Origin of the sequence: Streptomyces sp. NBC_01460, assembly GCF_036227405.1 — a bacterium.
Lineage (GTDB): Bacteria > Actinomycetota > Actinomycetes > Streptomycetales > Streptomycetaceae > Streptomyces.
The window spans coordinates 8,277,709-8,298,586 of the sequence record NZ_CP109473.1; the positions used below are offsets into that span (position 1 = coordinate 8,277,709).

22 protein-coding genes are annotated in these 20,878 nt (G+C 71.9%); 9 read left to right on the forward strand and 13 right to left on the reverse strand.

What is annotated here, in order from left to right:
• Positions 1-5 precede the first annotated feature (5 nt).
• The 5 genes from OG488_RS36900 to OG488_RS36915 all read right to left on the reverse strand — a co-directional run bounded on the left by OG488_RS36900 (position 6) and on the right by OG488_RS36915 (position 5,021).
• Positions 6-1,139 (reverse strand): alpha/beta hydrolase-fold protein, encoded by a 1,134-nt coding sequence (locus tag OG488_RS36900; RefSeq protein WP_329237526.1) that lies wholly within the window; start codon positions 1,137-1,139, stop codon positions 6-8.
• Positions 1,140-1,186: 47 nt separating this feature from the next.
• Positions 1,187-2,146, reverse strand: coding sequence for an acetylglutamate kinase (argB, locus tag OG488_RS36905; RefSeq protein WP_329237529.1), 960 nt, complete (start codon positions 2,144-2,146; stop codon positions 1,187-1,189).
• A gap of 538 nt (positions 2,147-2,684) precedes the next feature.
• Positions 2,685-4,094 (reverse strand): hypothetical protein, encoded by a 1,410-nt coding sequence (locus OG488_RS36910; RefSeq protein WP_329239278.1) that lies wholly within the window; start codon positions 4,092-4,094, stop codon positions 2,685-2,687.
• A 318-nt stretch (positions 4,095-4,412) separates the two neighbouring features.
• Entirely contained in the window at positions 4,413-4,496 is an 84-nt protein-coding gene (locus OG488_RS39375; RefSeq protein WP_403920009.1) for a putative leader peptide, read from the reverse strand.
• Between the two features lie 171 nt (positions 4,497-4,667).
• The gene (locus tag OG488_RS36915) at positions 4,668-5,021 is read right to left on the reverse strand and encodes a hypothetical protein (protein ID WP_329237531.1); all 354 of its coding nucleotides are present in this window, start codon (positions 5,019-5,021) and stop codon (positions 4,668-4,670) included.
• Between the two features lie 213 nt (positions 5,022-5,234).
• Here OG488_RS36915 and OG488_RS36920 point away from each other — a divergent pair, with 213 nt between their 5' ends.
• From OG488_RS36920 to OG488_RS36935, 4 genes are all read left to right on the forward strand, one after another.
• Positions 5,235-5,996, forward strand: coding sequence for an IclR family transcriptional regulator (locus OG488_RS36920; RefSeq protein ID WP_329237534.1), 762 nt, complete (start codon positions 5,235-5,237; stop codon positions 5,994-5,996).
• 476 nt (positions 5,997-6,472) lie between these two features.
• Complete coding sequence (locus OG488_RS36925) at positions 6,473-7,411, forward strand: adenosine kinase (protein WP_329237537.1); 939 nt, start codon at positions 6,473-6,475, stop codon at positions 7,409-7,411.
• A gap of 31 nt (positions 7,412-7,442) precedes the next feature.
• Complete coding sequence (locus OG488_RS36930) at positions 7,443-7,613, forward strand: glycoside hydrolase family 11 protein (RefSeq protein ID WP_329239281.1); 171 nt, start codon at positions 7,443-7,445, stop codon at positions 7,611-7,613.
• A 152-nt stretch (positions 7,614-7,765) separates the two neighbouring features.
• Entirely contained in the window at positions 7,766-8,644 is an 879-nt protein-coding gene (locus OG488_RS36935) for an endo alpha-1,4 polygalactosaminidase (RefSeq protein WP_329237540.1), read from the forward strand.
• 155 nt (positions 8,645-8,799) lie between these two features.
• On the opposite strand, the gene OG488_RS36940 is transcribed toward OG488_RS36935, so the two are convergent.
• Positions 8,800-10,824: a heavy metal translocating P-type ATPase gene (locus OG488_RS36940; protein WP_329237543.1), complete on the reverse strand. Its 2,025-nt coding sequence runs from the start codon at positions 10,822-10,824 to the stop codon at positions 8,800-8,802.
• Between the two features lie 97 nt (positions 10,825-10,921).
• Between OG488_RS36940 and OG488_RS36945 the strand changes: the two genes are divergently transcribed.
• Both OG488_RS36945 and OG488_RS36950 read left to right on the forward strand, forming a co-directional pair.
• Positions 10,922-11,350, forward strand: coding sequence for an ArsR/SmtB family transcription factor (locus tag OG488_RS36945; protein WP_329237545.1), 429 nt, complete (start codon positions 10,922-10,924; stop codon positions 11,348-11,350).
• 7 nt (positions 11,351-11,357) lie between these two features.
• Positions 11,358-12,365, forward strand: a complete 1,008-nt coding sequence (locus OG488_RS36950) for an MsnO8 family LLM class oxidoreductase (RefSeq protein ID WP_329237548.1) — start codon at positions 11,358-11,360, stop codon at positions 12,363-12,365.
• Between the two features lie 20 nt (positions 12,366-12,385).
• On the opposite strand, the gene OG488_RS36955 is transcribed toward OG488_RS36950, so the two are convergent.
• From OG488_RS36955 to OG488_RS36965, 3 genes are all read right to left on the reverse strand, one after another.
• Positions 12,386-12,775, reverse strand: coding sequence for a DUF2267 domain-containing protein (locus OG488_RS36955; protein WP_329239284.1), 390 nt, complete (start codon positions 12,773-12,775; stop codon positions 12,386-12,388).
• A gap of 175 nt (positions 12,776-12,950) precedes the next feature.
• Positions 12,951-13,142 (reverse strand): DUF6381 family protein, encoded by a 192-nt coding sequence (locus OG488_RS36960; protein ID WP_329237551.1) that lies wholly within the window; start codon positions 13,140-13,142, stop codon positions 12,951-12,953.
• Positions 13,143-13,306: 164 nt separating this feature from the next.
• The gene (locus tag OG488_RS36965; RefSeq protein WP_329237556.1) at positions 13,307-13,927 is read right to left on the reverse strand and encodes an L-threonylcarbamoyladenylate synthase; all 621 of its coding nucleotides are present in this window, start codon (positions 13,925-13,927) and stop codon (positions 13,307-13,309) included.
• 91 nt (positions 13,928-14,018) lie between these two features.
• Between OG488_RS36965 and OG488_RS36970 the strand changes: the two genes are divergently transcribed.
• Entirely contained in the window at positions 14,019-14,882 is an 864-nt protein-coding gene (locus OG488_RS36970) for an aminoglycoside phosphotransferase family protein (protein WP_329237559.1), read from the forward strand.
• 188 nt (positions 14,883-15,070) lie between these two features.
• Here the strand turns inward: OG488_RS36970 and OG488_RS36975 are convergent, their stop codons facing one another.
• Positions 15,071-16,432, reverse strand: coding sequence for an FAD-dependent oxidoreductase (locus tag OG488_RS36975; protein ID WP_329237562.1), 1,362 nt, complete (start codon positions 16,430-16,432; stop codon positions 15,071-15,073).
• 322 nt (positions 16,433-16,754) lie between these two features.
• Between OG488_RS36975 and OG488_RS36980 the strand changes: the two genes are divergently transcribed.
• Positions 16,755-17,198: a nitroreductase family deazaflavin-dependent oxidoreductase gene (locus tag OG488_RS36980; RefSeq protein ID WP_329237565.1), complete on the forward strand. Its 444-nt coding sequence runs from the start codon at positions 16,755-16,757 to the stop codon at positions 17,196-17,198.
• A 73-nt stretch (positions 17,199-17,271) separates the two neighbouring features.
• Here the strand turns inward: OG488_RS36980 and OG488_RS36985 are convergent, their stop codons facing one another.
• The 3 genes from OG488_RS36985 to OG488_RS36995 form a co-directional block, all read right to left on the reverse strand.
• On the reverse strand, positions 17,272-18,201 hold the full coding sequence (locus OG488_RS36985; protein WP_329237567.1) for a PmoA family protein: 930 nt from the start codon (positions 18,199-18,201) through the stop codon (positions 17,272-17,274).
• Complete coding sequence (locus OG488_RS36990; RefSeq protein WP_329237570.1) at positions 18,198-19,364, reverse strand: Gfo/Idh/MocA family protein; 1,167 nt, start codon at positions 19,362-19,364, stop codon at positions 18,198-18,200. The genes OG488_RS36985 and OG488_RS36990 overlap by 4 nt, the downstream gene beginning before the upstream one ends.
• A gap of 108 nt (positions 19,365-19,472) precedes the next feature.
• Positions 19,473-20,447, reverse strand: coding sequence for an acetylxylan esterase (locus tag OG488_RS36995; RefSeq protein ID WP_329237572.1), 975 nt, complete (start codon positions 20,445-20,447; stop codon positions 19,473-19,475).
• Between the two features lie 130 nt (positions 20,448-20,577).
• Between OG488_RS36995 and OG488_RS37000 the strand changes: the two genes are divergently transcribed.
• Positions 20,578-20,853, forward strand: coding sequence for a DUF2087 domain-containing protein (locus OG488_RS37000; protein ID WP_329237574.1), 276 nt, complete (start codon positions 20,578-20,580; stop codon positions 20,851-20,853).
• Positions 20,854-20,878: the final 25 nt, after the last annotated feature.

Here is a 20,878-nt window from a genome sequence, read left to right on the forward strand (position 1 = left end):
CTCGTTCACGCGAGTGCCCAGGCCACGTCCCTGAGCAGGGCGTGGCGCCAGCCCGCCCGGTCGTGACCGGACGGCGACCGTGATACGCGTACGGTCGCCCCGGCCTGCCGGGTGAGGGCCTCGGCCGCCTCGCAGTGGGAGAGCATCCTCGTCTCGTGCTCCCCGACGTCGAACGCGATCCGCAGCCCTGACAGATCGGGAGTCTCCGCCAGACGTGCGGCGATCGCGCCGCCGACCACCCCACCCAGGGGGTCCGCCCGCTCCGGGGCCCCCGGGGCCCACCAGAACGACGGGGACTGACAGGCGACGCGCGACACGAGGTCAGGGAACTCCAGTGCCGCGTACATCGCGCTCAGCCCGCCGAGGCTCTGCCCGGCGACCACCAGCCGGTCCCAGTCGGCGGGCACACCGGATGCCTCGACCAGGGAAGGCAGTTCGTCCCGGACCGCCTCCCACAGGGCGGGCTCGCACCCGAATTCGGCCTCCCGGTCCACGGCCGGCACGAAGACGAGGGTGACGGGCGGCATGTCGCCGGCGGCGACGGCCGAGTCGAACGCGGTCATGGCCGGATGGAGGTACAGCCAGTCGTCCCCGTCGAGCAGCAGGACCACGGGCCCGCCGCCCCCCGAAGGATGGACGCGTACGGTCCTTCGCCCGCCGAGCCGCCCGCCTGCCCACCGGACCCGGGTGCGCGGGACGGGCAGGACGTCGTCGGCCCCGATGCCGGGCCAGTGCGGCTGGGGCGGGGTGTCCGGCGTCGCGACGACGGACCGGTCACCGCCCGCCCCGTCGGGGTTGAACGGGTCGGCGTACGCGCCGTCGTCCGCGAGGAACTGATAGGTCACCCGCAGGCGTGCGGGCATCCGTACCTCCGCGTACCAGCAGTCGGTGTCGCCCCGGCGGCGCAGGGGGACGGCTTCCGACCAGCTCTCGAAGCCGATGCTCGCCGGCGACCCCCGCCACAGGAACAGCGTCACCCAGCCGCCGTCGTCGGCCGGTACCGACACGGGAGTTCGTACGGCCGACCAGAAGGCGTCGGTGCCGGGGCTGCCGGACACCCCGAACGCGGAGAACGGCTCGACCGCACCGGTAGCGAGGTCGTCGGCGGTGGTGCCGACCCGGTCCGTGACCCGGCGCATGAACGACTCCTTGAACACGTAGGGGGAAAGACGCAGGGGCCCGTCGATCAGGTGACGGCGACCTGGCGTCGTGGGGTGCGGGGGGCCCGGATGGTGCGGGTCCCGAGGTCGTCGCAGCCGTCACCGCCGCTCGACGGGAACACGGTGGTGCCGGGGGCCGTCTCGTCGAGCAGGCAGCGCAGGACGGCGTGCGGCACGCGGCCGTCGAGCACGTGCGCCCGCCGCACACCGCCGCGGACGGCCCGCAGACAGCCCTCCATCTTCGGCAGCATGCCGCTGGTCAGCGTCGGCAGCATCGTGTGCAGGGCGTCGGCGGTCATCCGCTCGATCACGTCGGTGCTGCGCGGCCAGTCCGCGTACAACCCCTCCACGTCGGTCAGCATGACGAGGCGTTCGGCCCCCAGGGCCACGGCCAGGGCCGACGCGGCGAGATCGGCGTTGACGTTGTAGACCTGCCCGTCCTCGCCGCGCGCCACAGGGGAGACCACCGGGATGTGACCCTGCGCCAGGAGCGCGCGCAGCATGGCCGGATCCACGTCCACGACGTCCCCGACGAGGCCTATGTCCACGGGGCGGCCGTCCACCCAGGCCGGACGCCGGACCGCTGTCATCGAGTGCGCGTCCTCACCCGTCAGGCCCACGGCGTACGGTCCATGGGCGTTGATGTGGCCGACCAGCTCACGCTGGACGCGCCCGGCCAGCACCATCCGCACCACGTCCATGGTCTCCGGTGTGGTCACCCGGAGTCCTGCCTCGAAGCGGGTCTCCAGGCCCAGCCGGTCGAGCATGGCGCTGATCTGGGGACCCCCGCCGTGTACGACGACAGGGCGCAGGCCCGCGTGCCACAGCTCCACGACGTCCTGCGCGAACGACCGCTGCAGGCTCGCGTCCACCATGGCGTTCCCGCCGAACTTGACGACGACCGTGCCGTGCGCGGGTTCCTCCGGACGGTGGGGTGACCCGGCGGGTGGATCCGCGTCCGCCTGTTCCATGAAGGCCGGTCCCATCCCTGTCCCCACCCCGTTCGGTTGTCCAACTGGCATGCGAGCGGCCGAGGTTCCTTCTCGTGAAGCCCACCCGGCGCGGTGGAGGTAAGCCTAACCTAATCAGTGTGGAGTCAGGAGTGGGCCTGCTCGTCCCAGCGGCGTCCGGAGACGTGCACCAGGTCCCTCGGGCTGGTCGCCGAACGGCGTATGACGGGCAGTCGGCCGTGCGAAGCCCGCTGTCAGAGGGCACGCATGGGCTCCTGGGCATGACCACCTGGATGCTTCACTCGTTCCCCGGACACGAGGTGAACCTCGTCTTCGCCCGGGGATGTTCCCCGGTGCCCTTGCCGAGGGGCTGCGCACCCGTCTGCGCGAGCTTCTTGCCCACCGAGAGGCGGACGGGTGGGAGTGGGCGGTGCACGAGATGCTGAACGGCGAGTGGTCGCGGAGTTCTTCGTGCTGCCCTGGCCTCCGCTGCTCGGGCAGGTCGCCTCCACGGCGTGACGCGAGGGCCGGAAGTGTGGCGGGGAGGCGCACTCTCCTGCCCGCCACACACTCCTCACTGCGCGGTGATGCGCAGCACTCCGGTCACCGTGCCCTGGAGGTAGGCGCCGTCCGGTGCGATCGTGCCCGCCATCTGCAGGGTGTCGTACAGCGACCCCACGCCGACCTTCGTGGAGCGGGTGACCTGTCCGCTGTCGGGGTCGATCTGCACATAGCGGTACGGGTCGAGCAGGCTCGTCCCCTTGGTGCCCGGGATCAACGGGTCGCGCACCACCGTGTGGAGGCGTCCGTCGGCCGTCGAGAGCTTCGGGACGGCCGCCGATCGCAGCGCGTTGTCCCATACGAGGCCGCACCCCGTGCCGTCCGCCCGTACGTCGACCCTCGACAGGCCGCCGGCGAAGTCGGCGGAGGCCGGCACACTGGTGCCCGCACCCTCGGGGACCGCCGGGTAGGGGTAGCCGTAGGTCCCCGCGACGAAGACACTGCGCCCGATGCCCACCGGGGAGTTCTCGCTCCCGGGACCGTTCGCCGCCCTGAGCACCGGGACCGAGCAGACGTCCGACCCGTCGGCCGTGCGGTACACCTTCAGGTTGGCCGCGGTGTCCGCGTTGTCGACGACGGCGACGTACTCCGTGCCCCGTGCCGGACCGAAGAACGTGGGCGTCGATCCGCTGCCCCAGCTCAGCAGACCGGGCTTGCGGGCGGAGCCGCGGTCGTACGCCGTGCGCCAGAGGACCTCGGGAACCCCGGCCCTGGCGGTCAGCAGATAGGTCGCGTGGGTGGTGGTGACCGCGGTGCCCTCCGGGGCCGTGGAGATGCTGTTGGCGACGCGCTCCCCGGCGGGCAGGGAGAGGGCCTTCACCGTGCCGGTGGTGTCGTCGGCGGTCCCGACCACGCCGCCACCGGTGGCGAACCAGACGCGGCCGTCCCAGTCGGGTGCCAGGCCGGTGACCGCGTCGTCCTGCGGTATGACGGAGGCCAGGGACAGGCTCCGGTCGATCCTCAGGCTCCAGTCGCCCTCGGCGTCCCGGTGGTGCCCGATCCGGAGCAGGCTCCGGCTCCCGTCTGCGACGACCAGCCGGTCCTGGTGGTCGATGTAGGCGTAGACACCGCCCAGCAGCGAACCCTTGGTCAGTTTCAGCGTGGTCAGGGAGGAACCGTCGTCCGGGTCGAGCAGATGGACCGTGGGCACCTGGCCGAAGATCGGGGTGCACAGGGCGACGGGGTAGCCGTCGGCCCCCACGAGGATCGTCGGGCACGCCGAGGCGAGGGCGGTGCGTGAGGACGACAGGGTGCCGGCGCCGGGCCCGGCGAGCGGCGTGGTGTCGGAGGAACCCGCGTCCCCGTGCATGGTGGCGGTGCCGTCGGGTCCCACATAGGGATTGTGCGGGGGCGTCGGGCCGAAGGACGCGGGAGAGACGGCCGAGGCGGAGCCCGCGCAGCCGAGGACGAAGGCCGCGAGCAGGGCACCGATGGGCTTCCACCGGGCGGATCGCCGGGGAGCGGGGGAGAGGGACACGGCGGGACGGTCCTTTCGGGTACGGATGTACCAGGAGGGCGGGATGCGGCACGCACAGACAACTCCCGGTGGGACACGGCATGTCGACCGGGAGGGGCGCGGTGGTACCGCGAGCGGGGGAAGCGGAGTGCGGGCGGACGGAAGCGCGCCCTGCGGAGGAGGGTGCGGCGCCGGGTCAGGCCGGGACGCCCACGCGTTCAGCGACGGGTGAACGGCGGCGGAGCCGGTGTGCGGCGGACGGGGGAGTGCATCCCGCCCACGTCGTCAGCCCGCGTGGAGACAGAGAGCGCCGGCGGTACGCACGAGATCGACATGGCGTCGTCGCGTGAGGTCCCGGCAGTACTTCATGCGGGTGATCCAAACAGCACTGCTGACACTTGGTCAAGACAGCGCAGAGGCAGCGGAACCGGCCGACGCGCCTCGGGGGAGAGGGACCGGGGACCCGTCCCCGCCTTCCGGTGCGCCCCCCTGTCCCGGGAGTGGTCGCCGGCCGGCTCCAGCCGCATCACTGTCCGGGGGTCAGGCCGCTGCCTCGTACGCCGCGCTGATGGCGATGTCGACCCCGGGGTGGACGACGAGCCGCGCGCCCCCGGAGTCGGCGGCGGAGGCCTCCAGGATGCGCCGCACGGGCGCGCTGTGCGTGGCGGCGGACATCAGCACGCCCCAGGTGCCGCACTGGCGGTGCGCGCGCAGGACCGCGCTGGCCGTGGCCGGTGTGGCGGCCGGTTCCTCGATGACCACCAGCACCGGCGCCGGCCGGTGCGCCTGCACGAACGCCACGATGTCGGCAGCCAGTTCGGCCCGCCCTCCGATGCCGGGATCCTCCTGCACGGTGAGGACCAGGACACCATGGTCAAGTCTGTGGGACAGCATCACGACCTCCGCTTCCGGCCCACCGGTGGGCTCTGGTGAACTCCGTCTTCCCCACTCGGCGGACTCTCAAGCGACGTGTTCGCGCCCCGCTCCGCGACCGGCGCAGAACCGGCGGACGGACGGCGGTCGTCCACCCGCGGGACCGGCCCGGAATCATAGGGGCGCGGGTGCCGCACCGGAACACGGCGCCAGTGACGCGACCGAGAGGACCCCGTGGCCGATCCCAAGAGCTACATCATCGAGTCATTGGACACCGGGCTGCGCCTGATGCGCCTCTTCCTCACCCACGACACCCTGTCGGTCACCGACGCCGCCAGGGAGCTGGACGTGGCACGCTCCACCGCGCACCGTGTGCTCAGTACGCTCGAAGCACGCGGCTTCGCCACCCGTGACACCTCCGGCCGCGGCTACTCCGCAGGGCCCGAACTCGTCACGCTGGGCCGCCCGGCGGGTTACGGCCCCGGGATCGGGGCACGGCTGCGCGTGGTGCTGGACGCGGCCGCCACCGCCACGGGGGAGACGGTCAGTACCGCCGCCCTGATCGGCGACCAGGTGATCATCACGGACGGCCGTGAGTCGCCGCACCCCGTGCGTGCCGTCCTGGAGACCGGCCGGGCCCAGCCGGCGCACGCCACCTCGGCGGGCAAGGTGCTGCTGGCCCAGCTGACCGCGGAACAGGTCTGCGCCCTCTACCCGGAGGAACGGCTGCCCGGGCTCACCAGCCGCACGCTGGTCTCCCGTACCGCGCTCCTGTCCGAGCTGGCCGCGATCCGCGCCCTCGGCCGCGCCGACAGCGCCGGCGAGTCGGTGCGGGGAATGAACGCCGTCGCGGTGCCGCTGGCCGGAAACAGCTGGCGCGACCGGCTCGCCCTGATGGCATCGATGCCTGCGGACCGGGGCGGCGAACCCGAGCTCGCCCGGCATGCCGCGGCACTCCGGAAGGCGGCGGCGCTCCTTCCGCCACCTTCCTCCTGAGCGGAGCTCCGGCAGGTTGGGCGGCACCGGGGCGCGGCGGCTCACCCAGGTGCACACCCGTACCACCACGCCCGAACTCCCCGACAGGAGTGGGCTGATGTCCTGTTTCGACGGCGGCCCAACTTGCGCAAGGTGATGAAAGGCCTTGCGGAAATCCTTGACGACGGGACGGACCGGGCGGCAGGCTCCCAGACGTTCCCCCACGGCGGTCTGACGTGTGGCTGCCTTCGAGGGCACAGCCGTGCCCTGTCGTCGAAGGAGCCGCACATGCAGCACCGATTCCATCTGATCACGGAACGCCGGCCGGAGTCATGACCGTCACCGGCTTCGTGATCCCCCTGGCTTTCGGAGACACCGCCGGGCGGGAAGACCGCCGCCGACGGGCGGGACGGAGCACGGCCCGTGCGCCGACGGTGACGGCCGCCGGGCCGCGAACCGCATGAGAACGTCCTGAACCGAGAGGTACGACCACCTTCATGCGCCGGCAGACCGATGTCCTCGTCCTGGGCGGAGCGGGCGTGGACACCATCGTCCATGTCCCCGAACTCCCGCTCCCCTTCGCCGACAGCTACATGATCCGGCCGGGCATCGTGACCCGGGGAGGGCAGAGCGGGGACTTCGCCGCGATGGGACTGCACGCCCTCGGCCTGCGGACCCACCACCTCGACATGATCGGCGACGACCACGAGGGAGATCTTGTCCGCGCGCTCCACCGCGACCGGGGCATCCCGCTCACCGCGTTCCCGTCACCCGGCGGCACCAAGCGCGCCGTCAACCTCGTGGGCCCGGACGGACGGAGGCTCTCGCTGTACGACGCGGACCGGGCGCGGGACTCGGACCGGTTCGACGAGGCGACGGTCCGTGAGCTCGCCGCCGAGGCCCGCCACGCCCACGTCGTCATCACCCAGCCGTGCGTGTTCACCCTGCCGTTGCTCCGTGAGGCCGGGCTGACCATCTCCACCGATCTGCACAACTGGGACGGCGTCGACACCTACCACGAACCGTTCGCCCTCCAGGCCGACGTCGTGTTCCTCTCCACCGCCGATCTGTCCGATCCCGAGCGGACCATGCGCGACATCACCGAACGGGGAAGGGCCCGGACCGTCGTCGCCACGGCGGGCGCCGAGGGGGCGTACCTGCTCCACGAGGGCGAACTCACGCACGTGCCCGCTGTCACCCCGCCGGTCCCGGTGGTGGACACCAACGGCGCCGGCGACGCGTTCGCCTCAGCCTTCCTGTTCGGCCGGCTGAACGGCGAACGCCCCGACCGCTGCGCCCTGTACGGGACGGTGGCCGGCGCCCACGCCTGCACCGTGCCGTCGACGCGCACGGATTCCATCGGGAGGGAGGACCTGCTCGCCCGGGTCGCCGAGGTGGAGAAGGAGCAAGCGGCGCAGGGGGTGCAGGCCACCTGAGACACGGCCTGGACGCCGACAACCGGGGCACCTGCCGGCCCGAGTCCGGCAGTCGGAGCGGACGGGCGGAAGGATCACTGCCCGCAACCACTTCGACGCATGGGCCCGCTGCTGCATGCCCCTGGGAAGCTTCAGCCACTACATGATCATGGCGGCCGAGCATTACCGGAGCAGTGGCAGTTCCAGCAGCCGGGTGAGCTGACGCACGGGTGGGCGCGCGTCAGGGGCACGACAGCCGTCAGGATGCCGTGTCACCGATGCCGGTCCCACCCGTAGGGCCCCACCGCTCACCGAGGGGAGCGGTGACGGAGAATGTGCAGATCCCCTTCCGGAGCCCAGACACCTGGAGTACGTGTGGCCGGCCGCGCCCCTTCCTTGTCCCTCCACCGCAGGCGCGTGGCGAGAGGTCTCGCCTCCGTCCTCTGCACAGGCGTGCTGACGGGCTGCACCGTCGCGAGCGGAGCGCCCGAGGACACCGGGCCCGGGCCGGGAACGCGGGCCGCCGATGTGCTCCCTCCGACCGCGGGCATGGGGTTCGACTACCAGATCGGCGGGGCCTACACGCCGCCCGACGGGGTGCGCGCGGTGTCCCGCGACCGTGAGGACGAACCGGCCGCCGGCCTGTACAACGTCTGTTACGTCAACGCCTTCCAGACCCAGCCCGGCGCACTGGAGTGGTGGCAGGACGCCCACCCCGACCTCCTCCTGCGTGACGAGGACGGGAAGCCGATCATCGACGAGGGGTGGGACGAGGTGCTCCTGGACACCTCGACGCCCGCCAAGCGCACCCGGCTCGCGGAGATCGTCGGGGAGTGGATCGACGGCTGCGAGGAGAGCGGCTTCCAGGCCGTGGAGCCCGACAACCTCGACTCCTTCGAACGTTCCAAGGGCAGGCTGACGGCGGCACACAACGCCGCCTTCGCCACCGCCTTGGCCGAACGGGCGCACGGCGACGGCCTCGCGATCGGGCAGAAGAACACCACCGACCTGCTCGACCGGCACACAGCGATCGGCTTCGACTTCGCGGTGGCGGAGGAGTGCGCCCAGTTCGACGAATGCGGCGCGTACGCCGAGGCCTACGACGACCGGGTCCTCGCCATCGAGTACGAGGGCGAGGGCGATGTGAGCTTCGACGAGGCCTGCTCCCGCTGGGGCGACAGGATCTCCCTCGTCCTGCGGGATCTCGATGTTCTCCCGGCGGGCGAGAAGGAGTACGTGTACCGGTCCTGCTGAAGCACCCGACGCCGATGGTCTCCACGGCGTCAGGAAGCCCGGTGCGCCCCAGCGGCTCTCGTGGTCCCCGCGCGCATCCGCCGCGACACGGCGGTCCCCACCGACGTTCGCGCGGTCCCATCGGAGGGGGTTCCGCGTACGCCGGTGACGCGCCGTCAGCCGTTGGCGGAGGCGGGACGAGAGGTGGGCGGGGACGCGTTCGTGCCGTGCCCGGCGGCGCGGTGCCAGGCCGATTCGCGCAGCAGCCGGAGGCCGTTGAGGCCCACGATGACGGTGGAGCCCTCGTGTCCCAGAACGCCCAGGGGGAGCGGCAGATGGCCGACGAGGTCCCAGACGACGAGGGCGGTGATGAACACGCCGGCGACGACCAGGTTCTGCACGACCAGTCGGCGGGTCGCCCGGGAGAGGGCCACCACTGCGGGCACGGTGGCCAGTTCGTCGCGGATGAGGACCGCGTCCGCGGTCTCCAGGGCGAGATCGGAGCCCGCCCGCCCCATCGCGATCCCGACGTGTGCGGCGGCCAGCGCGGGCGCGTCGTTGACGCCGTCGCCCACGACCAGGACCCGGCGCCCGGCCTGCTCCTGTGCGCGTACGGCCGCCGCCTTGTCCTCGGGGAGGAGCTCCGCCCTGACGTCGGTGATGCCGGCCTCGGAGGCCAGCCGGGCAGCGGCGCGGGGGTTGTCGCCGGTCAGCAGCACCGGTGATCCGCCTGTCAGGCGGGCCAGTGAGGCGACGGTCGCGGCGGCGTCCCGCCGGATGCGGTCGGCGATCCCCAGGACTCCGACCGGCAGCCCGTCGCGCAGGACGAGCACGGCGGTGTGTCCCGTCTCCTCCAGCCCGCCGGCCACGGCGGCAGCCCGGGCGCCCGCCGGGGTGGCGTCGTCGCGCAGGAGGCGGGCGGGGGAGCCGACCGCGATCAGGTGTCCGTCGACGGTGGCCGCGACGCCGGTGCCGGGCGCCGAGGTGAAGTCCGACGCCGTGGACAGGGCCGGCCCGCGCTCCTGGGCGGCGCTCACGACGGCACGGGCCAGCGGGTGCTCGCTGGGGTGTTCGGCGGCGGCCGCCAGCGCGAGCAGTCCGTCCTCGGACAGTCCGGCGCCGGGCAACGGGCGGATCCCGGTGACCCGGGGAGTGCCCTCGGTCAGAGTTCCCGTCTTGTCCAGCGCCACCGCGTCGGTCTGCCCGAGGCGCTCCATGACCACGGCTGACTTGACGAGGACGCCGTGGCGTCCCGCATTGGCCATCGCCGAGAGGAGGGGCGGCATGGTGGCCAGCACCACCGCGCAGGGGGAGGCCACGATCATGAACGTCATGGCGCGCAGCAGGCTGCCGGTCACGTCGCCGCCGAAGGCGAGGGGGACGAGGAAGACGGCCAGGGTGGCGGCCACCATGCCGAGCGAGTAGCGCTGCTCGACCTTCTCGATGAACAGCTGCGTGGGGGCCTTCGTCCGGGAGGCCTCCTCGGTCATCGCCACGATGCGCGCGATGACCGACTCGGCGGCGTCCCGCTCGACGGTGACCCGCAGCGTGCCCGTGCCGTTCAGCGTCCCGGCGAACACCTCGTCCCCGGGCTCCTTGGGCGCGGGGAGCGGCTCGCCGGTGATGGTCGCCTGGTCGACGTCGCTCGCGCCGTCGAGGACCCGGCCGTCCGCGCCGACCCGTTCGCCCGGCCGGATCCTGATGACGTCGCCGATCACCAGTTCCTCGGTGGCGACGGTCTCCTCGCCGGCGGGGGTGATGCGGGAGGCGGTGGCCGGGGCCAGGTCGAGGAGACCACGGACCGCGTCCTGCGTGCGCGCGGTGGCCAGCGCCTCCAGCGCGCCGGAGGTCGCGAAGATGACGATGAGCAGGGCCCCGTCCATCACCTGCCCGATCGAAGCGGCGCCGAGCGCCGCCACGATCATCAGCAGGTCCACGTCGAGGACCTTCTCCCGGAGCTCCCGCAGTCCCGACAGGGCCGGCTCCCACCCTCCGGCGGCGTACACGAGGGCGTACAACGGCCCCCAGACCCAAGCCGGGGCGCCGGTGAGCTCCAAGAGGAGCGCGAGCAGGAAGAGCGCCAGAGCCGCGCCCGCCCAGCGGGCCTCGGTCAGGGCGAGGACGCGCGTGCGGCGCCGGGGGACGCCGCCGTCACCGGCGGAAGCGGTGCGCGAGGGGCGTGGGAGGACGGCGGTGGGCATGACGGAACGACCCCTCACGGGCGGCGGGAACGACGACGCCATCACCGTACAGGAATATATGAACAGGTCTTCATGTGTCATCCGTAGAATGGCTTCCATGGGTCACGGACGCGACGAGCAGAGCACCGCCACCACCCGCGAGCGCCTGGACGCCGTGGGGGCAGCGGGTGTCGCCGCGACCCTCCAGGCGCTGGCCACCCCCTCCAGGCTGCGGATTCTGGCGCACCTCCAGGAAGGCCCCTGCGCGGTCGGTGATCTCGCCGAAGCGGTGGAGATGGAGCCTTCCGCCTGCTCCCACCAGCTGCGTCTGCTGCGGAACCTCGGTCTGGTCGCCGGTGAGCGCCAGGGTCGTTCCATCGTGTACTCCCTGTACGACCATCACGTCGCCGAACTCCTCGACCAGGCGCTCTACCACGTCGAGCACCTCCGCCTCGGGCTCCGCGACACGCCCTCCGAGACCGCTGCGGCGGCCCGGGGCGCTGAGGGTCACCCGGAGCCGGGAATCCGGGAGCGCGCGCGGCGTTGAACCATGCGTGAGCTCTTCCACCGCACCGACCAGGTTCTCCTTCCTCGACCGCTCCCGCACCCGCGAGGGGTACGACGGCCCGCAGGCGCTGCGGGACACCGTCGCGCTGGCACGCACGGCCGAGGCCCTCGGCTACCACCGCTTCTGGGTGTCCGAACACCACAGCGTCCCCGGTGTGGCCGGCTCGGCGCCGACGGTACTGGCCGCCGCGGTCGCGGCAGCCACCTCCACCATCAGGGTGGGAACCGGCGGGGTGATGCTCCCGAACCATCAGCCCTTCGTCGTGGCCGAGCAGTTCGGGGTGCTCGCCTCGCTCTTCCCCGGCCGGATCGACATGGGGCTGGGGCGCTCGGTCGGCTTCACCGACGGGATACGCAAGGCCCTCGGCCGGGACAAGGAGGACGCCGACGCCTTCGCCGGGCAGCTCACCGAGCTCCTCGGATGGATGGACGGCACACAGCGCGCCCACCCGCAGGTCCACGCCCGTCCCGCCGAGGGGCTGCGCATCCCCCCGTACGTACTGGCGACCGGCAAGGGGGCGGCCATCGCCGCGGCCGCCGGTCTGCCGCTCGTCGTGGGCGATCTCCGCGGCCGCGACAAGCTGATGCGGGCGGTCGAGGAGTACCGCGCCGCCTTCCGCCCCTCCGCGTGGGCGCGGGACCCCTATGTGATCGTGGCGGGCACCGTCGCCGTCGCCGCCACGGAGGAGGACGCCCGGCGGCTGCTGGTCCCCGAGGCCTGGTCCATGGCGTACTCGCGCACCCACGGCTCCTTCCCGCCGCTGGCACCCGCCGAGCGGATCGAGGCCCTGACCATGACGGAGAAGGAGCGGGGGCTCTTCGAGGGCGGGCTGCGTGGACACCTCGCCGGCACCGAGGAGACGGTGAAGTCAGGGCTGGAGCTGGTGATCAAGGAGACCGGTGCGGACGAGGTGCTGGTCACCACGAGCACGTACGACCGTGAGGCGCTGGTGGACTCGATGCGGCGGCTCGCGAGGATCGCGGGCCCGGGCTGAGCCTCAGCCGCGTTCGGGCCTCAGCTGCTCTCCGGGTGGCCGAACAAGAGGTCGTAGCCGGGCGGAAGTTGCAGCAGTACACGCTCCAGCAGTTCCTCGCCGGAGGCGTCGGCCACCACGCTGAGAACGGCACTCGTGTCCCAGGCCGCGGTCTGCTCGTTCGCACCCTCGATCCAGGCCGAGACCGCGCGCACGAACCGCTCGGAGCTGAGGGGCTCGGCGGCCTGCAGCGGGTTGAGGAGAATCATGGCGAACGTCTCCGGCAGCCGGGCCGCCAGATCGTTCCGCTCCTCGCCGACCACGTGTGCGCCGAGCAGCGCGAGCACCACGCGTGACGCGCGCTCCGCCTCCAGGGCCGATGGGTATGCGCCGCGTTCCTGAACGGCTTCCAGGAACGGCTGCCATCTCATGTACGTCACGGGTTCCCCTTCGCGGAGCGCGGGCGGAGAGCGGGGCGGGGGAGGGGAAGCCCGTGCCCCGCCCTCCGCGTATCCACCGCATGTCACCTCAGTTCCGGTGGTAACACGCCCTTCCGGTGAGGGCAAGCCGGGGCCGGGTCCTCCGCCTCCGGAGCCACGCCCGCGCCTACTGCATGGGGTAGATGTCTCCGCTCGCCATCCCGCTGACCTGCACGCTCCGTGACTCGAGCTGGTGTGCCTCGTCCTTCAGACGTTGTCGTTCCGCGGGGTCGGTGGCCTGCTCGGCGGCCTTCTCGAGGTCCTCGGCCCGGCCGCGCATCTGCTGGAGACTGGCCCTGACGTCTTCTGACTCGCTCATGATCACTCCCTGGCAATGGGCGGAGCGGACCCCTCCACCGAACCAGGCACCCGGGGGTGCGCGCATCTCAGCGGGGGGTACCGGAAGCGCGGAGTGCCCGTGAGCGGGGCGTGACCGTGAGCGGGGCGTGACCGTGAGTCGGACCGTGACCGTGAGCGGGCGTCCTACTCGAAGCGGGTCAGGTCGCCTGCTCCTCGCCGTACGACCTCCAGCTCCCCGCCGGAGAAGTCGATGACGGTGGTCGGCTCGGTGCCGCAGTCGCCGGAGTCGAGTACGACGTCCACGACATGGTCGAGCCGCTCCTTGATCTCCCAGCCCTGCGTCAGCGGCTCCTCCTCGTCCGGCAGGAGCAGCGTGCTGGACAGCAGCGGCTCACCGAGCTCGGCCAGAAGTGCCTGCGTGACGGTGTGGTCCGGGATGCGGACGCCGACGGTCTTCTTCTTCGGGTGCAGCAGCTGGCGCGGCACCTCCTTGGTGGCGGGAAGGATGAAGGTGTAACTGCCTGGCGTGGCGGCCTTGATCGCCCGGAAGACGTCGTTGTCGACCTGGACGAACTGGCCGAGCTGCGCGAAGTTCTGGCACACCAGGGTGAAGTGGTGGCGGTCGTCGAGGTTCCGGATCGACCGGATGCGGTCGATCCCGTCGCGGCTGCCCAGCTGGCATCCCAGGGCGTAACAGGAGTCGGTCGGATACGCGACGAGGGCGCCCGACCTGATGCTCTCGGCCACGCTGGTGATGGTGCGGCGCTGGGGGTTCTCGGGGTGCACGTCGAAGTACTTGGCCATTCGGCGAGTCTACGGCCTGGAGGCACACGCGTTCCGCTTGTGGCGGGTGCACGGCGCCGCGCCCGGGCGCCCGTCGGGGAGAGACTGGGGCATGCGTGCACGGGAAGAGGAAGTGCCCTTGCGGGGAGGCCGGATGACGCCGGGGGTGGTCCGCGTGGGCGACACCGTCCGGCGGCCGGTCACCGACCGTTCCGCCTTCGTCGCCGATCTGCTCCATCACTTCGAGCGGCGCGGATTCGCCGGCGCTCCACGCCACCTCGGCGTCGACGAGGCCGGCCGTGACACGTTCAGCCATCTGCCCGGCGAGGTGCCGTCCCGGTTCCGTCGCTGGGGCGACGGCCAGGTCGCCGCAGCCGGTGGGCTGCTGAGGTCGTTCCACGAAGCCACCCGTGGCAGCTGTCTCGCGGGAGCGCATCCGGTCGTCTGCCATCACGATCCCGGCCCGAACAGCACCGTCTTCCGCGACGGCCTGCCGGTCGCCTTCATCGACTTCGACATGGCGAGGCCCGGCGACCCGCTCGAAGACCTCGGCTACATGGCATGGACCTGGTGTGTCTCCTCCAAGCCGCAGGCCCCGTCCGTCCGTGCGCAAGCGGCACAGCTGCGGGTACTCGCCGACGCATACGGCCTGGACGTCCCCGCCCGGGGCCGTCTCCTCGACGCGGTGCTCGACCGGCAGACCGGCAACGCCCTCCGGTGGCATGGGCTGCTCGGCGACTCCACGTGGACGATGGCCGACGGTCCGCAGATCCGCGCCCGGATCGACTGGTCCCGGCGGGAACACGCCTTCACGGCCGACCACCACGACGTCTTCACGGACGCCCTGCTCCGGCCGTTCCCTCGCAGCACCTCCTCCTCACGCCGCGTCCCCACGGGCGAAGAGGGCGGACGGGCCGCTGCACCGCCGGACGTGCCGTTCACCGCGCGTCGGCCCGCCGGCGCCGGGCCCGGATGAACTGATGCGTCACAGGGCTGTCCTGCTCCGGGTGTACCGACCGGACCGCCGTCCGTCCAGGCCTGCGGGGAAAGTGGTGAGCGAGGGCCGGTTCTGTCCGTCCGCCTCCGTTCGCACGACCCCGGACAGCACCGCGCCCCCGGACCTTCCTTCGGCGGAGGTTCCGGGGGCGCGGTGCTGCCTGCGGCTCAGGCTCCGGACGCGTCCAGCATGGCCGCGCGGTCGACGACCTTGACGCGCTCGCGGCCCTGCTCGGCGCCGAGCGCCTGCTCGTGGGCGTCGAGGCGGTGCCAGCCTTCCTTGGTGGTGTACCGGACACCACGCTGCTCCAGGAAGTCGACGATCGCGTCGGACCCCGGCTGCGCCGGCTCGGGGAGCCGGCCGGCGGCGTGGTCCTCCAGCAGGCAGGCCACCGTCTCGTTGGCGTCGCCCTTGGTGTGCCCGATCAGGCCGATCGGGCCGCGCTTGATCCACCCCGTGACGTACACCGAGGGCATCGGCTCGTCGCCGGTCAGCACGCGTCCCGCGGCGTGGGGGACGGTGCCGGAGACCACGTCGAAGGGGAGCTTCGCGAGCTCCTCCGAGTAGTAGCCGACCGCGCGGTAGACGCTCTGCACGTCCCAGTCCGTGTGGCGGCCCGTGCCCTTGACGTTGCCCGTGCCGTCCAGTTCCGTGCGCTCGGTGCGCAGGGCGACGACGCGGCCGTCCTCGCCGACGACCTCCACCGGGGACTCGAAGAAGTGCAGGAACAGCTTGTGTCGGCGGTCGCCCACGTCCCGGATCGCCCAGTTCTCCAGCGTGGAGGCGACCATGTTGGCCTGCTTGTTCTCCCGGCGGGTGGCGATCGAGCCCTCGTCGTAGTCGATGTCCTCGGGGTTGACGATGACCTCGATGTTCGGCGAGTGGTCCAGCTCGCGCAGCTCCATCGGGCTGAACTTCGCCTGTGCCGGCCCACGACGGCCGAAGACGTGCACCTCGAGCGCCTTGTTCGCCTTGAGACCGTCGTAGACGTTCGCGGGGATCTCGGTCGGGAGCAGCTCGTCCGCCGTCTTGGCGAGGATGCGCGCGACGTCCAGCGCGACGTTGCCGACACCGAGCACCGCGACCTTCTCGGCCTCCAGCGGCCAGGTGCGCGGAACCTCCGGGTGCCCGTCGTACCAGGCGACGAAGTCCGCCGCGCCGTAGGAACCCTCGAGCTCGATCCCGGGTATGTCCAGGGCGCGGTCGGCGTCGGCGCCGGTCGAGAAGATCACGGCGTCGTAGAAGGACCGGAGGTCGTCCAGGCCGATGTCGTTCGGGTAGTCGACATTGCCGAACAGCCGCAGCTGCGGCTTGTCCAGGACCTGGTGCAGCGCCTTGACTATGCCCTTGATCCGCGGGTGGTCGGGGGCCACCCCGTACCGGATCAGGCCGAAGGGAGCGGGCATGCGCTCGAACAGGTCGATCGATACGCCCGGCTCCTGGGCGGCCTCGGACTTGAGAAGCGCGTCCGCTGCGTAGATTCCGGCGGGACCGGCTCCGACGATGGCGACGCGGACGGGGCGTGTCATGGAGTGTTGTTCCTTAGGGCGGACGAGCACGGGCAGAGTGCAGCGGGGTAAGGCTTGGCTTACTCCGCTGCACCCACGGTACGGCCTGTCCCCGGAAGTCCCGGGAGCGGGGCGAGAGGATATTTCGGAAATAAAGGGACGTATGAGTCTTAAAAGGCTCGATTTCTGTGAGCGGAACCGGCCTCCGCCGTCTCACGTGGTTCCAGGGAGTGAGACGGCGGAGGGCGGGCAGGCTGTACGCCGGTGTCATGGCGCGCCGCGGTTCGCCGACGGAGCCATGATGGGCGTACGACCGAAGCACTCCGACGAGAGGACGCGAGACATGCCGATCGAGGGCGAGTACGAGCCGAGCCCGACGACGTGGGTCCGTGAGCAGGTCGAGCTGATCGAGAGCTCCGGCGGGACACAGGGCACCACCATGCGCGGCATGCCCGTCATCCTCCTCACGACGCGCGGTGCCAAGAGCGGCAAGATCCGCAAGACCCCGCTCATGCGGGTCGAGCACGGCGGGGAGTACGCCGTCGTCGCCTCCCTCGGCGGAGCTCCCAAGCACCCCGTCTGGTACCACAACGTGCAGGCCGATCCCGAGGTGGAGCTGCGGGACGGGACCGTACGGCAGGACATGGTCGCCCGCGAGGTCACGGGCGAGGAGAAGGCTCTGTGGTGGGATCGCGCCGTCAAGGCGTTCCCCGACTACGCCGACTACCAGACCAAGACCGACCGGGAGATCCCGGTGTTCGTCCTCACGCCGTCCGCAAAGAGCTGAGGCGACGACCGCGACAGGGTCGGAGGGGCGGGCATGAAAATGCCCGCCCCTCCGGCCCTGTCCCGCCGGGCCGCTACCAGGAGAGTCCGCCGACCACGGCCGCGATCCGGTCGCGTTCCCACGCACCGTCCGCCACCACCACCCGGTAGCGCCGCGTCAGCGTCGCGCCCGGGTCGAGCACCAGCTCGTCGTGGAAGGCGAGCGACGGGGCGACGGCCGCGAAGGACGTATTACGCACGAACCAGTGCGCCGGATGCTCGCCGTTCGCCCCGGCGTGGTCGTTCTCGGGGGCGTGGACGAAGACGAGCGTCGCGTGCCCGTCCGTCTCGTCGTGCTCCCCGCCGTACGCGAGCCAGGGTGCCTGCTGCCCCATCAGCTCCGGCCCCTCCGCGTGCGGTGCGACGATCCGCCCGTCCCGGAAGGCGCGCGGCCCTCGCCAGAACAGTCCGGTGTACCCCGCCGCGGGGCGGCCGTGCGTCGTCGGGCTGCCGAACCGCAGCGGCTCCGCACGGCGGTTGGTGATCGCGGACGACCAGGTCAGCGCCCAGCTGCCGTTCGCCCCGTCGACGTCGTGGACCTCGATGCGCCGCGTCTCCTCGGCCCAGAGGGCGCCGCTGTGCGGATGCCAGGTCAGCCGCTCCGTGAAGCGGACGCCGTCGTCGTGCGCCGACACCTCGTCGAACCCCGTGTGTGCCATGGAACCCACGCGTTCGGGCAGTGCGAGGTACCCCTCACCGTGCACATAGCTGTTGCCGCCCCACAGGTTCGCGCCCGACAGGTGCGAGGCGGTCATCTGCAGACCCTTGTGCCAGCGGTGGTCGTTGGGCCGGTATCCGGTCACGACCCGGCCGGACAGGGTGCGCAGGGGATGGATGTACGGCTTCGGCGCCTCCCACGGGTCCTCGGCCCGGTACACGTAGCGAAGCAGCTCCACCCCACTCTCCGCGGCGGTCACCGAGAGGTGCCGGCCGTGGTGGTGGACGAGCTCCAGGGCCTTCGTCATGCGGGGACCTCCGTCGCGCTCCCGAAGGGCTCGGGCGCCCAGCCAGGGGCGTTTCCGTGCAGCGCGCTGTAGTACGGATCGCCGGGGACGATCTCGCCCGCCCGTACAGTGCCCCCGTTGAAGGCCGCCTTGTAGAGTGCTGCGACCAGTTCCAGGCTTTTGCGGCCGTCCGCACCGCTGCTCCGTGGACGCCGTCCTGCCCGCAGGTCATCCAGCAGACCCTCCAGCTGTGCCTCGTGCGAGCTGGGCACATCGGGGCCGAAGTCCCGCCAGGCGTCCGCCTCCTCCGGCGTGACCCCGGGGGCCGGTGTGATCCGCCAGTCCGCGTTGCGGTGCCCGTACAGGTGCGTGAGCTCGACCGTGGCGCGTTCGCAGTCGATCCGTATCCGGCTGACCTCGTCCGGGCTGAGCACGCTGTTCACCACGGTGGCCATCGTGCCGTTCTCGAAGCGGACGAGCGCCGTGGACACGTCCTCCGTCTCCACGTCGTGCACCAGGCGCCCGGCCATCGCCCTGATCTCCGCCCACGGCCCCAGCAGATCGAGGAGCAGGTCCATCTGGTGGATGCCGTGCCCCATCGCGGGCCCGCCGCCCTCGCTGCTCCAACTGCCGCGCCAGGGAACGGAGTAGTACGCCTCGTCGCGGTACCAGGTGGTCTGGCAGTGGGCCACCAGCGGCCTGCCCATGGCTTGTCCGGCGAGCAGTTCCCGGACGTGCCGGGCTCCCGAGCCGAAGCGGTGCTGGAACACGATCGCCGCGTACGGACCGTCGTCCCGGGAGCATTCGGCCGCCTCGATCGCGTCGAAGTCCTCCAGGGACGGGCAGGGCGGCTTCTCGCACCACACCCACGCCCCGGCGCGCAGCGCGGCCACGGTCTGGTCGCGGTGGAACCGGGGCGGGGTGGCGAGCGTGACCAGGTCCGGGCGCTGCTCGGCGAGCATCCGGTCGAGGTCGGTGTACGGGCGGGCGATGCCCGCCTCGGCGCAGAACGCGTCGACGGAGGCCGCGTCGACATCGACCGCGGCGACGATCTCCAGGGGCCGGCCGGCGGCGAGTGCGGTCAGCGCGGGCAGATGGCTGCCGCGCGCGATCGCACCCGTGCCGACGATCGCGACCCGCACCGGCTGCTCCCGGTGCGAAGGATTGCTGGTCGTGACAAACACCCCTTCAGGCGGAGATACGGGCACCTGCCGGACAGCAAGCGCTTTCTCTCCGGGAAACCTAGGCTCCGCGCGCGAAGCGGGTCAAGGGGTCCGGGCCACGTCAGGGGGTCAGGCCTTCAGCATCTGCGGCAGCCGCCTGAGCTGCAGCGCGTGCTGGAACGGGCCGCCGCCCTCGTGGTCGTTGAAGTCGTAGACCTCGATCTCCTTCTCGGCGTGCGCGTACGCGTTGTAGGCGGCGAACACCGTCGACGGCGGGCAGGTGAGGTCCTCCAGGGCGACGGAGAAGAGTGCGGGTGCCCGGCCGCGCGCGGCGAAGTGGACCCCGTCGAAGTAGGCGAGTGTCCGGTTGACCTGCTCGGCCCGGCCCCGGTGCGTCTTGAGGTAGTCGCCGATCTCGCGGTACGGCTTGCGGTCGGTGATCCGGGTCGCCCGGGGGAAGTCGCAGAGGAACGGTACGTCCGCCACGACCGCCGTCAGGTCCGGAATCAGCCCGGCGGCCGCGAGGGCGAGACCGCCGCCCTGGCTCGCGCCGAACACCGCCGTGCGGGACGCGTCGGCCAGCGGGTGAGAGCGGGCCGCAGCCACCGCGCGCACGGCGTCGGTGATCACCCTCCGGAAGTAGTACGTCGCGGGGTCCTCGATGCCCTGGGTCATGAACCCGGCCAGGGAGGGCCCGGAGCCGACGGGGTCGGCGGTGTCGCCCGGTGCCCAGCCGCTGCCCTGGCCCCGGGTGTCCATCACGAAGTGGGCCATGCCCGCCGAGGCCCAGAGCAGGTGTGCGTGGGGCAGGCTCCGGCCGCCGCCGTACCCGATGAACTCCACGACCACCGGGAGAGGTTCGGTCGCTCCGGCCGGTACGACGAACCAGCCCTTGACGGGGTGGCCGCCGAAGCCGGAGAACGTCACGTCGAAGACGTCGACGGTGACGAGCCCGGTATCGGCGCACCGCTCGAACCGGGCGTCCAGGTCGTGGGTTCGGGCCTCGTCGAGCGTGGCCGACCAGAACGCGTCGAAGTCCTCCGGCTCGACCGACCGGCTGCGGTGGGCGTGCAGTTCGTCGAGGGGCATGTCGAACAGGGCCATGCGGGACCGCCTTCAATCGCACAGTGAATGAATGGTCATACCGTACGACGGTCGGCCCGGAAGTCGACAGGGATCCTGGGGCGGGCGAAATGGCGCTGCCCGCCGGGGCCGCTCCTGCGAGGGTTCCCGCATGCCCGATACGGAACCTCGTGGTTCGCACCAGGTGGCCGCGCTGTTCTCAGGCGGGCGTCTCACGGCGATTCCCCGCAAGCCCGCCCGCCGTCAGCAGCTCTTGGAGCATCTCGCGCGGACGCTCTTCGAGCAGGACCGTGCCTACACCGAACGCGAGGTCGACGAAGCCCTGCTCACCGTGCACGCGGACTACTCGGCCCTGCGCCGCTACCTCGTGGTGGCAGGCCTTCTGGAACGCCCCGGAGGCGGCAGTGTCAACCGGCGCGGTCGGTAGGGCGCGGGGCCCGGGCGGCCCCCGA